The 12,868-nt window shown below is 73.3% G+C and carries 11 protein-coding genes; 7 read left to right on the forward strand and 4 right to left on the reverse strand.

Annotated features, from left to right (window positions below; genetic code table 11):
* Positions 1 to 359: MarR family transcriptional regulator (locus tag PT931_RS31710; protein ID WP_456249394.1), on the reverse strand; the 359-nt coding region annotated here is incomplete at its 3' end.
* An 89-nt stretch (positions 360 to 448) separates the two neighbouring features.
* Here PT931_RS31710 and PT931_RS31715 point away from each other — a divergent pair.
* The 6 genes from PT931_RS31715 (at position 449) to PT931_RS31740 (ending at position 7,824) form a co-directional block, all read left to right on the forward strand.
* Complete coding sequence (locus tag PT931_RS31715) at positions 449 to 3,004, forward strand: alpha-N-acetylglucosaminidase (RefSeq protein WP_456249395.1); 2,556 nt, start codon at positions 449 to 451, stop codon at positions 3,002 to 3,004.
* A gap of 295 nt (positions 3,005 to 3,299) precedes the next feature.
* Positions 3,300 to 4,463, forward strand: a complete 1,164-nt coding sequence (locus tag PT931_RS31720; protein WP_456249396.1) for a branched-chain amino acid ABC transporter substrate-binding protein — start codon at positions 3,300 to 3,302, stop codon at positions 4,461 to 4,463.
* On the forward strand, positions 4,460 to 5,353 hold the full coding sequence (locus PT931_RS31725) for a branched-chain amino acid ABC transporter permease (protein ID WP_456249397.1): 894 nt from the start codon (positions 4,460 to 4,462) through the stop codon (positions 5,351 to 5,353). Before PT931_RS31720 ends, PT931_RS31725 begins: the two co-directional genes overlap by 4 nt.
* A complete protein-coding gene (locus tag PT931_RS31730) occupies positions 5,350 to 6,345 on the forward strand; it encodes a branched-chain amino acid ABC transporter permease (protein ID WP_456249398.1) in 996 nt (331 codons plus the stop codon). The genes PT931_RS31725 and PT931_RS31730 overlap by 4 nt, the downstream gene beginning before the upstream one ends.
* Positions 6,309 to 7,127 carry an ABC transporter ATP-binding protein gene (locus PT931_RS31735; protein ID WP_456249399.1) on the forward strand — a complete coding sequence of 273 codons (819 nt, stop codon included), beginning with the start codon at positions 6,309 to 6,311 and terminating at the stop codon, positions 7,125 to 7,127. The genes PT931_RS31730 and PT931_RS31735 overlap by 37 nt, the downstream gene beginning before the upstream one ends.
* Positions 7,117 to 7,824, forward strand: coding sequence for an ABC transporter ATP-binding protein (locus PT931_RS31740; protein WP_456249464.1), 708 nt, complete (start codon positions 7,117 to 7,119; stop codon positions 7,822 to 7,824). Before PT931_RS31735 ends, PT931_RS31740 begins: the two co-directional genes overlap by 11 nt.
* Here PT931_RS31740 and PT931_RS31745 read toward each other — a convergent pair.
* Positions 7,809 to 8,756 (reverse strand): LysR family transcriptional regulator, encoded by a 948-nt coding sequence (locus PT931_RS31745; protein WP_456249400.1) that lies wholly within the window; start codon positions 8,754 to 8,756, stop codon positions 7,809 to 7,811. The two genes, PT931_RS31740 and PT931_RS31745, sit on opposite strands and share 16 nt — an antisense overlap.
* 142 nt (positions 8,757 to 8,898) lie before the next feature.
* Between PT931_RS31745 and PT931_RS31750 the strand changes: the two genes are divergently transcribed.
* Positions 8,899 to 10,053, forward strand: a complete 1,155-nt coding sequence (locus PT931_RS31750) for a PucR family transcriptional regulator (protein WP_456249401.1) — start codon at positions 8,899 to 8,901, stop codon at positions 10,051 to 10,053.
* 88 nt (positions 10,054 to 10,141) lie between these two features.
* Here the strand turns inward: PT931_RS31750 and PT931_RS31755 are convergent, their stop codons facing one another.
* Together PT931_RS31755 and PT931_RS31760 are read right to left on the reverse strand one after the other, a co-directional pair.
* On the reverse strand, positions 10,142 to 11,869 hold the full coding sequence (locus tag PT931_RS31755) for a hypothetical protein (protein WP_456249402.1): 1,728 nt from the start codon (positions 11,867 to 11,869) through the stop codon (positions 10,142 to 10,144).
* A gap of 25 nt (positions 11,870 to 11,894) precedes the next feature.
* Entirely contained in the window at positions 11,895 to 12,866 is a 972-nt protein-coding gene (locus tag PT931_RS31760) for a hypothetical protein (RefSeq protein ID WP_456249403.1), read from the reverse strand.
* Between the last annotated feature and the right edge of the window lie 2 nt (positions 12,867 to 12,868).

The raw sequence follows: 12,868 nt of genomic DNA on the forward strand, positions 1-12,868 counted from the left end.
GTGGGGGGGGGGGTGGGCGGGGGGGGGGTGMGGACCTCGCCGGCGAGGTCGGCGATCTTGATCAGGATCTTGTGCGGGCCGACGTCGACGCCGGCCACGTGGCCGAGTTCGGCCCGGAACCGGGCGCGTTGGGCGGGGCGGCCGATCCGGCTCGTCTCGTCGGCGACGAGTTCGACCAGGTCGGCGTCGCGCAGATCGGCCAGGGCCCGGGTCACGGCGGGCCGGGACAGGCCGGTGGTCGTCATCAGGTCGGCGACCCGCGCGGTGGCGCGTTCGGCCTGGCGGAGCGCGGTGAGCACGGCGGTGACGTTGATCTGCCGGAGCACGTGCGGCCCGGTGGCGGCGGTCGCGGATGGCACCCGTGTGCCCCTTTCCCGGTGGGGGATTGACAGTGCACTATCTCACGCGCATAGTAACGCACGTTGCGTTACAAAAACGAGGTGGTCACATGAAACCCCGCCGCACCTGGGCCGTCGGCATGGCCCTGGCAACGCTCGCAGCCGTCCTGACGGGCACCGTCGCCCCCGCTTCCGCTGCCCCCGCGTTCGATCCCGCCCCCGCCACGGCCAGCCTGGGCCGACTGCTCCCGGCGCACGCCGCCCAGATCGCGTTCGACCCGGTCGCGCGCCCCGCCAGCGGGGACTACTTCGCCATCTCCGGTTCGGCGGGGGCCGTCCGGGTGGAGGGCACCAGTCCGGCCGTACTGCTGACCGGCGTCAACTGGTACCTGAAGTATGTCGCCAAGGTCGACCTGGGCTGGCCGGGGGACAGCCTGTCCCGGCTGCCGGGAACTCTGCCCGCCCCCGCCGGCACGGTCCGGCAGGACGCCGTCGTGCCGCACCGCTTCGCCCTCAACGACACCGACGACGGGTACTCCGGCGCCTACCGCGACTGGGCGGCGTTCGAGCGCCAGATCGACCTGCTCGCGTTGCACGGCGCCAACGAGGTGTTCGTGCAGATGGGCGCCGACGCCGTCTACTACGCCACCCTCCAGGAGTTCGGCTACACCAGGGCCGAGCTGCTCAACTGGATCCCCGGCCCCGCCCACCAGCCCTGGTGGCTGATGCAGAACATGTCCGGCTTCGGCGGCCCGGTCACCGAGGCCCAGCTCACCGCCCGGGCCGCCCTCGGCAGGAAGATCGTCAACCGGCTGAAGGAACTGGGCATGACCCCGGTCCTGCCCGGCTACTTCGGCACCGTGCCCACCGACTTCTCCGCCCGCAACGGCGGCGTCAACGTCGTCGCGCAGGGTGGGTGGCAGGGCTTCACCCGGCCGTCGTGGCTCGACCCGCGCAGCACGAGGTACGCGCAGGTCGCGGCGAGCTTCTACGGCCACCAGCGCACCCTGCTGGGCGACTCCACGATGTACAAGATGGACCTGCTGCACGAGGGCGGCAACCCCGGCAACGTGCCCGTCGGCGACGCGGCGCGCGGCGTGTTCACCGCGCTGGACACCGCCCGGCCCGGCGCGACCTGGGTGCTGCTCGGCTGGCAGTCCAACCCGCCGGCCGCGATCATCGACAACGTGGCCCACGACCGGCTGTTCATCGTGGACGGACTGTCCGACCGGTACGACGGGCTCAACCGCGAGTCCACGTGGAAGGGCGTGCCGTACGCGTTCGGGACGATCCCCAACTTCGGCGGTCACACCACGATCGGCGCGAACACCGGCGTGTGGGCCACCCGGTTCGACCAGTGGCGCACGAAGTCCGGCAGCGCGGTGAAGGGCATCGCGTACCTGCCCGAGGGCACCGGCACCGACCCGGCCACCTTCGAACTGTTCATGGAGCTGGCCTGGCGCACCGGCCCCCTGGACCAGGCCGCCTGGTTCGCCGCGTACGCCGGCCGCCGCTACGGCAGCACCGACCCGCACGCGACGGCGGCGTGGGACCTGCTCCGCCGCGGCCCGTACAGCATGCCGTCGGGGTCGTCGAGCGAGCCGCAGGACGGCCTGTTCGCGGCCCGGCCGAGCCTGACCGCCTCCCACGCGGCGGAGTGGAGTCCGGGCTCGATGCGCTACGACGCGGCCACCGTCCAGCGGGCGCTCACCGAACTCCTCGCGGTGCCCGCGGCCCAGCGGAACTCCGACGCGTACCGCTACGACGTGGTCGACCTGGCCCGCCAGTCCCTCGCCAACCGCAGCCGCACCCTGCTCCCGCAGGTCAGGGCCGCCTACGACGCGAAGGACCTGGCCCGGTTCCGCCAGCTGCGCACCGAGTGGTCGGGCGACCTGACGCTCCTCGACCAGGTGCTCGGCTCCGACAAGCGGTTCCTGCTCGGCACCTGGCTGACCGGCTCGACGGGGTCGGCCGCGACCGAGTACGACGCCCGGTCGATCATCACCACCTGGGGCCCCCGCGAGGGCAGCGAGGGCGGCCAGCTGCACGACTACGCGAACCGGGAACTGTCCGGGCTGGTGCGCGACTTCTACGGCATGCGGTGGAACAGGTACCTCGACGGGCTCGACGCGGCCCTGGTCGCCAACACCTCGCCGGTCCCGATCGACTGGTTCGCTGTCGAGGACACCTGGAACAGGGAGCGCAAGACCTACACCACCACCCCGACCGGTGACCCCTACACCCTGGCGGCCCAGGTCCGCGACGCCCTGCCCGCCGTCGCCCCGGCCGGTCCGGTCACCGGCACGTCCGGGAAGTGCGTGGACGTCACCGGCGGCAGTTCCGCCAACGGCACGGCGCTCCAGCTCTACACGTGCAACGGCACCGCGGCCCAGACGTGGTCCGCCACGGGCGACGGGACGCTCCGGGCGCTGGGCAAGTGCATGGACGCCCGCAACGGCGCCACCGCCCCGGGCACGGTCGTGCAGCTGCACGACTGCAACGGGACACCCGCGCAGGGCTGGACCTGGCAGCCGGACCGGACGCTGAGGAACACCAAGTCGGGGCTGTGCCTCGACGCCGAGGGTGCCGGCACCGCCAACGGCACCCGCCTGCTCCTGTGGACCTGCCACGCGGGGCCGAACCAGCGCTGGACCCTTCCGGCGTGACCTACCGTGGGCCGGCCGACGGGCGGCCGGCCCACAGCTCCGGCCCCGACGGACCTCGTCGGGGCCGGTTCCGTGCGCGCCCGACGACCGACCGGTACCCGATGAATCTGCCCTGAAAGTCCTGATATTCCCCCCGAATACGCCGCGCACTCCGTCACCTGTCGCAGGGGATCGCGACCCGTTCCGACAAGTGTCGGAAGCTCCCACGCGGCCCTTCAAGAGTGGGGTGTGAGGTGTCACACTCCCGGAACGGGTCACGCCAGCGGCGCCGCCGGGGACAGGCGCACCAGCCGCCGTGGCCCTCCCCCTCATCGAAGGAAGCGAGGCGCAGCGGATGAAGCTGTGGAAGATCGCGGTGGTCCTGCTGGCGCTCGCGCCCACCACCGCCTGCTCGGGCGTGTTCGGCGGCGACGACGCGGCGGGTCCGATCGTGCTCGGGATGCCGGTGCCGTTGTCGGGGGACAGCGCGGCGATCGGGCCGTACATGCGCAACGCCGCGCAGATGGCCGTCGACGAGGTCAACGCCAAGGGCGGGGTGCTCAAGCGCACCCTCAAGCTCCAGGCCGAGGACGACGCGTGCGACCCGGGGACCGCCGCGGCCGCCGCGAGCAAACTGGTGTCCGCCAAGGTCGTCGCCTCCGTCGGCGGCTACTGCTCCGGGGCCACGCTGCCCACCCTGCCCATCTTCGACCGGGCCAAGGTGCCGGTCGTGATCCCGGCGGCGAACTCCGACCAGCTGTACGAGAAGAAGCTGCCCTTCGTCTTCCTGATCAACAGCACCGGCAGCCAGCAGTCCACCACCGCCGTCGACTGGGCCACGAAGGCCGGCGCCCAGCGGGTCGTCACCGTGCACGACAACACGAGCTACTCCAAGAACATCGCGGACCTGACCGGCCAGCTCCTGCGCGAACGGGCCGTCGGCAGCATCGCGATCACCAAGGGCGAGAGCGACTACGCCGCCGCGGTGACCGCCGTGCGGGCCAAGAACCCCGAGATCGTCTACTTCACCGGGTACTACGCGGAGGCCGGCCTCTTCGTCCGCCAGCTCCGCCAGGCCGGGTACACCGGGAGGATCCTCGTCGCGGACGGCTCGGTCGACAAGCAGCTGATCAGCATCGCCGGCCAGGACCGCGCCCAGGGCGTGTACGCCACCATGACCGGGCTGCCCGAGTTCACGCCCGGCGCGGAGGGCTGGATCGCGACGTACAAGAAGAAGTTCGGCTCCGATCCCGGCCCCTACTCGACCCAGTCCTACGACGCGGTGCGCCTGGTGGCCGACGCGATCACCCGGGCCGGCAGCACCGACGGGGACAGGATCCGCCAGGCCCTGGAGGGCACCCACGGGTTCGCGCTGTTCTCCGGCCCGCTGACCTTCACCCCGCAGCACACCCTGTCCACCTCGGGCTTCGTGATCCTGGTCGTCAAGGGCGACAAGTTCGAACTGGTGCCGCCGCGGTGACCCAGCTGATCTGGAACGGCGTGTTCGTCGGCGCCTTCTACGCGCTCGTCGCCCTCGGCTACAGCATGGTGTACGGCATCATCCGGCTGCTGAACTTCGCGCACGGCGACGTGTACATGCTCGGCGCGTTCCTCGGCTACGCCGGCCTCGGCCTGCTCGGCGGCTTCGCGGTCGGCAACCCGGTCGTGGGCCTGCTCCTGGTCCTCGCCGTGGTGATGGCGGCCACCGGCATGGTCGGGGTCGGCATCGAGCGCCTCGCCTACCGTCCACTCCGGAGGGCGCCCCGGCTGGCCGCGCTGATCACGGCCGTCGGGGTGTCCTTCAGCCTGGAGTACGGGGTCCGGCTCGTCGTCGGCGCGGACCCGAGGGTGTACCCGGTCCGGCTCGACGGCGAACCGGTCACCCTGCTCGGGATCCGGCTCACCGTCGCCCAGCTCGTCCTCGTGGCGGTGGCCGTCGCGCTGATGGCCGGGCTGAACGCGTTCGTGATGCGCAGCCGGTCCGGCCGGGCCATGCGGGCCATCGCGCTGGACCCCACGGCCGCGCACCTCGTCGGCATCGACGTCAACCGGGTCATCTCGCAGACGTTCTTCGTCGGCTCCGCGCTGGCCGGGGCGGCGGGCGTGATGGCCGGCGCGTACTACGGCCGGATCGACTTCCTGATGGGCTTCACCATCGGGCTCAAGGCCTTCGCGGCGGCCGTGATCGGCGGGATCGGCAACCTGCGGGGCGCGATGCTCGGCGGGCTCGCCCTGGGCCTGCTGGAGTCGTTCGGTACCCAACTGACGGGTGGCCAGTGGCGGGACGTGTTCGCGTTCGCCTTCCTGATCCTGCTGCTCACCGTGCGGCCCACCGGGATCCTCGGCGAGAAGCTCGGGGAGCGGATGTGACGCCCCCGGCCTGGTACACCCGGCTGCCGGTGCGGAGCCGGATCGCCCTCGGCGCGGGGCTGGCCGCCGCCCTGCTCCCGGTGCTGGTGGCGACCCCGTACGCGATGAACGTCGCCGCCACCGTCGGCGTGTTCGTCGTCCTCGCCGCCGGCCTGCACATCGTCGTCGGCTACTGCGGACTGCTCGACCTCGGGTTCGCCGCGTTCTTCGCGATCGGCGCGTACACCAGCGGGATCCTGGCCACCGGCCTCGACATCCCGCTGCTGGCGACCCTCCCGGCGGTACTCGTCGTGACGGTCGTCGCCGGGGTGCTGATCGGCGCGCCCACCCTGCGGCTGCGCAGCGACTACCTGGCGATCGTCACCCTCGGGTTCGGCGAGATCGTCCGGCTGACCGCCACGAACCTGAAGATCACGGGCGGACCCTCCGGCGTGTACGGCATCCCGCCCGTCGTCACCGACCCCGTGGCCCTCTACTACCTGGTCCTCGCCGTCGTGGCGCTCGCCCTGGTCGGGGTGGGCCGGCTGGGGCGCTCGAAGCTGGGCCGGGCGTGGCAGTACATCCGGGAGGACGAGGAGGCCGCCGAGGCCACCGGCATCCGCACCTACCGCACGAAGCTCGCCGCCTACGTGCTGGGCTCGGTGTGGGGCGGCGTGGCCGGGGTGCTGTTCGCCGCGCAGCTGTCCGCGATCTCCCCGGCCAGCTTCACCTTTCTCCAGTCGGCGCTGATCCTGGTCGCGGTGGTGCTCGGCGGCATGCACCGGGTGTCGGGGGTCGTGCTGGCCGCCGCGTTCGTCGCCGCCGCCCCGGAACTGCTCCGGTCCTTCGCCGACGCCCGCTACCTGGTCTTCGGGGTGCTGCTGGTCGTGGTGATGCTCGCCCGGCAGGGCGGCTGGTGGCGCTCGCTGGCCGGGCCGGGCGGCGGTTGGCGGGGGCTCGCGGCCCCGGACGCCCGGTGGCGCGCGCTGGTCGCGGGGCGGCGGTCGCGGTGACCAACCGGATGCTGCTCGTGGAGAACCTGACCCTGTCCTTCGGCGCGATGCGGGTCGTCGACCGGTTGTCCTTCGGGGTGACCGAGGGCGAGATCGTGTCCCTGATCGGCCCGAACGGCGCCGGCAAGACGTCCGCCTTCAACTGCCTGTCGGGCGTGTACCGGCCGCAACAGGGCCTCGTCGCCCTCGACGGCCGCACCATCTCCGGCCTGCCGCCGTCGGGCGTCGCCGCCCGGGGGATCGCCCGCACGTTCCAGAACCTGCGCCTGTTCCCCCGGCTGTCCGTGCTCGACAACGTCCGGGCCGGCCTGCACCGGGTCACCGGCCAGAACCTGCTGGACGTGCTGCTGCACACCGCGCGCTATCACCGCTCCGAGGCGGAGTCGACGGCCGTGGCGGCCGACTGGCTGCGCTACGTCGGGTACTCCGGCGCGACCGACCGCCCCGTGGGCGACCTGTCCTACGGCGACCAGCGCCGGGTCGAACTGGCCCGCGCCCTGGCCGCCCGGCCGCGCCTGCTGCTGCTCGACGAACCCGCCGCCGGCCTCAACCACGGCGAGAAGGCCGTGCTCGCCGACCTGATCACCGACATCCGCCGGTCCGGGGTCACCGTGCTGCTGATCGAACACGACATGGGCCTGGTCATGCGGATCTCGGACCGGATCGTGGTCCTCGACCGGGGCGCGCGGATCGCCGAGGGGCCGCCGGCCCGGATCCGGGAGGACCCGAGGGTCATCGAGGCGTACCTGGGCACGGAGGAGGACGACGATGTTGACGCTTGACCTGGAGGCGGTGGACATCGGCTACGGCGGCATCCGGGCCGTGCGGGGCCTGTCCCTGACCGTGTGGCCGGGGGAGGTCGTCGCGCTGCTCGGGGCCAACGGGGCCGGGAAGTCCACGACCCTGGGCGCGGTGTCCGGCCTGGTCCGCCCGACCGCCGGCCACATCCGGTACGGGGGCCACGACCTCGCGCGCCGCACCCCCGCCGAGATCGTGGCCCTGGGCGTCGTGCACGTACCCGAGGGCCGGCGGATCTTCGGCTCGCTCACGGTGCACGAGAACCTCCAGCTCGGCGGGTACACGGTCCGCGACCGGCGCGAGCTCGACCGCCGCCTCGGCCGGGTCTACGACCTGCTGCCGATCCTCGCGGAGCGCCGCGGCCAGGCCGGCGGCACCCTGTCCGGCGGCGAACGCCAGCTCCTCGCGATCGGCCGGGCCCTGGTCGCCGGCCCGAAGCTCCTGATGCTCGACGAGCCGTCGATGGGGCTGGCCCCGAAGATGGTCCGGGTGGTCCTCGACGTCGTCGCGGAGATCAACCGGCAGGGCACGTCCGTGCTGATCGTGGAACAGAACGCCCAGGCGGCGCTGCGGCTGGCGCACCGGGGGTACGTGCTGGAGGTCGGGGTGCTCGGTCCGCACGGCCCGGCGGAGGAGCTGCGCGCGGATCCGCGGGTGATCGCCGCCTACCTGGGCGGCTGACGGCCCGCCCGCCACGCCGTGTACGTCGCGCTCCGGTCCGCCGAGTCCTCGTACGCCGCGCGCGCCAGCTCGGTCAGCCGGTCGGTGTGCGCGGCGAGCGGTCCGAGCGGGTTCAGGGCGAGCAGGTGCCGGTACCACAGCGGGTCGCCGGCGAGGGGCCGCGAGACCACCCCCTCCGGCGGCACGCACGTCGCCTGGCACAGCGACACGATGCCGAGGGCGCGGATCAGGTCGAACACCAGGTTGCCCTCGACCTGGTGGGCGACCCGGGGTTCCACGCCGGCCCGGTCGAGGACCTCCGAGAAGTACTCGCGGATCCGGTCGTCGTCGTGCTCCGGCAGGGTCCACTCGCAGGCGGCGAGGTCCGCGAGGTCCACCACCGGCCGGGCCGCCAGCGGGTGCCGCCCGGGCAGCAGGGCGAACAGGGGTTCGGTGTGCACGGCCAGCAGGGTCACGCCGGGCCGGGCCCCGATCCCGTACCCGGGGGAGTCGCCGACCACGGCGAGTTCCAACCGGCCGGCGGCGACCAGGTCCAACAGCGGCGTGGAGGAGGACTCGGTCCGGGTCGTGCAGGCCGCGTCGGGGAACTCGTCGCGCAGCCGGGCCACCAGGCCGGCCGTGAACCGGGCGTTCACGGAGCCCAACCGGAGGGTGGTGAGGGAGTCGGCGGGGCTGAGCGCGGAGACGATCCGCAGGTCGTCGAGTGCCGGCAGCACCGCGCGGGCCCGCGACAGCACCAGCTCGCCGAGGGCCGTGGGCACGGCCCCGTGGGTGTCCCGGGTGAACAGCGGCCCGCCCAACGACCGCTCGATCCGTTGCAGCTGCGCGGTCAGCCCGGGCTGTGCCATGCTCAGCGCCGCCGCGGCCCGGGTCAGGCTGCCGGTCTCCGCGATCGCGCAGATCAGCCGCAGGTGACGGACCTCAAGCTCCATGACAGGAAACGGTAGGGGTTGATGGGTCCGTTGGCGAGGGTGGGCCCCATAACGGCGCGTTAGTACTTTTCGCTAGTACCCGGAAGGGGCCCGGAGCGTGCAGGCTCTCCGCACTCCACCAGTGGGGAAGGGAGGAAACTCGATGACTTTGCAGGAGGAAGTGGACGGGCTGGCGGCCAGGGTCGGCAGGCCGGCGGTGATCGAGGACTGCGACCACCGGGTGGTGGTCTACAGCGAGCACGACGAGCCGGTCGACGAGGTCCGGCGGCTGTCGATCCTGCGCCGGCACACCACCCCCGAGGTGGTCGCCTGGCTGCGCGGACAGGGCATCACCAGGGCCACCAGCCCGGTACGGGTGCCGGGCTGCCCGGAACTGCGGATGCAGCCCCGGGTGTGCGTACCGGTGCGCCACCAGGGCACCCTGCTGGGCTACGTCTGGTTCGTCGACGCCGACCGGCCGCTGTCCCCGGCCCAGGTGACCGCCGCCGCCGACGGGGCCGGTGAGCTGGCCGCGCCCATGTTCCGCGAGGTGCACGCCACCGACGAGGCGTACCGGCGGCGGTCCGACGCGGTCCGCGCGCTGCTCCGCGACGACGGGCCGGCCCGGGCCGGGGCGCTGCGGGAACTGGCCGAGGACGGGTACGCCCTCGACCCCGTGGTCGCCCTCGTCGTCCAGCCGGCCCGCACCCCGCCGCGCGGCGCCCTGGAGACGGTTCTGGCGGCGGCGGCCGGCGCGCGCGGCTACCGCAACGGCCTGCACCTCGCGCACCCCGACCACGGCGTCCTGCTCACCGCCGAGCGCCCGGGCCACCCGTCGGTCGCGGACTGCGCGGCCCGGCTGCACGCGGCGACGGCGAAGGCCACGGACGGGGCGGTCCTGGTCGGGGTGGGCTCGCCGCAGGCGCACGCGGCCGACTCGTACCGGCAGGCCCTGCTCGGGGTCCGGGTGGGCGGCGTGCAGCCCGATCTGGGGCCGGTGGTCACCTGGGACCGGCTCGGCGTGTACCGGCTCCTCGCGGCCGTCCAGGGCGCCGGGCACGTCATCCACCCCGGGCTGGACACCCTGCTCGCCGACCCGGCCGGCCGGGCGTTCCTGGGCACCCTGGAGACGTACCTGGACCTGGCCGGCAACGCCGACGCCACCGCCCGCCGCCTGCACCTGCACCGCACCTCCCTCTACTACCGGCTCCAGCGCCTCGAACAGCTGCTGGACACGAACCTCAAGGACGGCGGGGAGCGGCTGTGCCTGCACCTCGCCCTGAAACTGGCCCGCCTGGAGGGCCGCTTCGGCCAGTGACCCCGGCCGGGCACCGGGGCAACCCGGACCCTGGGCCGGTGGCGTGGCCCCGGGCCGCCCCCACCCGGGAAGCGGCCCGGAGCACCGGTCAGGACCGGGTCACCGCCACATCGTCCACAGCGGCCTCGACCATGCTCCCCCCGTCCCCGTCGACGGCCTCCACGACGATCCGCACCGTCTGCCCGGCGTACGGGGCCAGGTTGACCGTCGACTGCTGCCAGGCCGCGGCCAGGACCGAGGCGGAGCCGGCCCGCTCGTACACGACGGCTCCGTTGATCCTGATCCGGAGCCGGTCGGCGGCGGTCGCGTTGTCCAGGTGCGCCAGGTAGCCCCGGAACGTGAGCACGCACGCCACGCCCGCCGGCAGCGCGATCGGCGGCGACGTGACCGTGGTGGCCCCGCCGTCGACGTCGGCGACCCCGCAGTCCACCCCGCCGGCCGGGTCGGTGACCAGGGCGTTGCTCCCCGACGGGGTGTCGTCGCGCTGGCAGACCGTGCCGTTGTACGAGGTCCCGCCCGGGTTGCCCCGCGCCCACCGGCCCGACGTGGCGGTGTCCGTGCCGGCGGCGTCGACCGTCCAGCCCTTGTTCGTCTCGAAGTCGTCGGCGAACACGGCCGGCTGCGGGTTCGCGGTGCCGTAGGTGCCCCGCACGACGTAGTTGTCCCCGGACTGGGACACGACCGTGAACCTCACCCCGGTCGCGCTGTCCGTCCAGGTCTGGCCCGCCTGGTACGTGCCGTCGTTGAGCTCGTGCCGGATGCCGCCGCAGCCGCCCGAGTTGGGCCTGGAGTCGAACACCCGCACCGGCCCGTTCGAGCTCTCCACGGCCGAGTCGACCCGGTAGACCAGCACGCCCGGCGCGCACGTGTTGGGATCCGCGCCGGCCCGGGCCCGGACCTCGGCGACGTACGCCCGGGTGTTGGAGTACCGGATGGTGATCGCCTTCGTGCCCCCGGCCGTCTCCACCGGCGACAGCGTCTTCTCGATGCCGCTGTTGAACTGGGACACGCACGCCAGCTGCGCGTCGTCGAGCCAGCCGACCTTGCGCTTCTCCCAGGCGAACAGGTCGGGGGAGGGGCCGCCCAGGTTGCCCATCACGCCCCAGCCCCCGGTGTACTCGAAGCCGCCCGCGCCGCCGTACTCGTCGGGCAGGCTCAGGGTGTGCCCGTGCTCGTGGGCGAGCAGCATCGCCCGGTAGCCGGCCCAGTCGGAGCCCGCGGCCACGCCCCAGTGCAGCCGGTGCCCGTCGAGGGTCACCTCCTCGCCCTCGGCGAAGGACCGGCCCTGCCGGGCGTCCACCACGAAGACGAAGTCGATGTTCGAGAAGTCCACGACCGGGTCGACGAACCGGGCGGCGGTCCCCCAGACGGAGGCCGCCCGCTGGCCCGGCCGGGCCACGTCGCCGAGCAGGTCGGGCGGCGCGATGCCCTCCGGCGCGGCCCCGGCGTTGCCGTAGTAGGGCACGAGGGTGAGCTGGTACCGGCCGAAGGAGGCCTTCGCGTAGAAGTCCTCGATGGACCTCATCTGGTTGTACTGGTCCTGCGCCGCGGCCTGGCTGTAGCCCCGGAACAGCATCAGCGCCCGGTGCGCGCCGACCGGTTTCGTGAAGGTGTTCCAGTTGGTCGGGCCCTCGTGCAGGAAGCGCCCGACGTCGGGGAGCTGGCAGTTGGCGGCGGGCTCATCCGCCAGCGGGGCCGTCGAAGGGGTGACGACGGGAACGGGAGCCGCGGAGGCGGGGACGGGGGCGGCCAGAGCCAGCCCGGCGGCCAGGAGGAGGGGCAGCCACCGTCGGCGGCCTGCGGGGGGTGTGCGCATGGTGAACTCCGTGAAATGAGGGGGTTTAGGTGCGGACGATCCGCACGTCGTCGATCCCGGCCTCGACCATCGAGCCGGTGTCGTTGTCGGCGGCCTCGACGGTCACCCGGACGGTCTGCCCGGCGAAACCGCTGAGGTCCACGGTGGAGGGCTGCCACACGGCGGACACGTTGGCCGGGCCGAAGTCGTCGGCGAACACCGTCGTCCCCGGCACCCCGGTCCCGGAGGTGACCCGGACCGTGTAGTCGCCGCCCGACGTGCCCAACAGCTCGATCCGGGTACCGGAGGCGGCGTCGTGGAACGTGGACACCTCCCCGGGGCCGAGGTCGTACGGCGCGTCGTTCAGCGCCTCGCCGCACACGCCGGTGGCCGGGTGCGCGTCCTGGACCCGGAGCGTGCCGGCCCCGTTGGGTCGGGTGGCGTCGACCCGGTAGACGAGGACGCCCCGGTCGCAGGCCGCCGCGTCCAGCCCGGCGCGCTGCCGCACCTCGGCGACCCACGCCGTGTACGTGCCCGTGCGCACCACCACGGCCTTCGTCCCGCCGGGCGTGCCGATCGGACTCAGCGTCCGGGTGACCGTGTCGTCGCCCCGCACGCACGCGACCTGCCCGTCGTCGAGCCAGCCGAGTTTCCACTTCTCCCAGGCGAGCAGGTCCGGGGCCTCGCCGGCGATGTTGCCCATCACCCCCCAGTCGCCGGTGAACGCGAACTGGCCGCCCTGCCCGGTGGCGTTGTAGCCCTCCGGGAGGCCCATGTCGTGCCCGGTCTCGTGGTTGAGCACGTGCCAGCCCCAGTGCCAGGCGTCCTGCCCGAACGTGACCCCGTTCTCGAAGTACCTCCCGTCGGCGTTGACCACGCCCCGGTAGTCGTTCCACTCGGGGGAGAAGGCCATCGCGGCGGCGTTGCGGACCGGGACGACGTACACCGCCTGGTAGCGGCTGAAGTCCACGTCGCGGTCGGCGAGCCGGATCGCCTCCTGGATGTAGACGGCCTGCACCT

This window comes from Longispora urticae (assembly GCF_053902585.1).

Bases quoted from the DNA above. Each gene is read 5' to 3' on its own strand.
- PT931_RS31745 (WP_456249400.1), bottom strand. From the start codon at position 8,756: ATGGAGCTTGAGGTCCGTCACCTGCGGCTGATCTGCGCGATCGCGGAG.
- PT931_RS31755 (WP_456249402.1), bottom strand. From the start codon at position 11,869: ATGCGCACACCCCCCGCAGGCCGCCGACGGTGGCTGCCCCTCCTCCTG.
- PT931_RS31715 (WP_456249395.1), top strand. From the start codon at position 449: ATGAAACCCCGCCGCACCTGGGCCGTCGGCATGGCCCTGGCAACGCTC.
- PT931_RS31750 (WP_456249401.1), top strand. From the start codon at position 8,899: ATGACTTTGCAGGAGGAAGTGGACGGGCTGGCGGCCAGGGTCGGCAGG.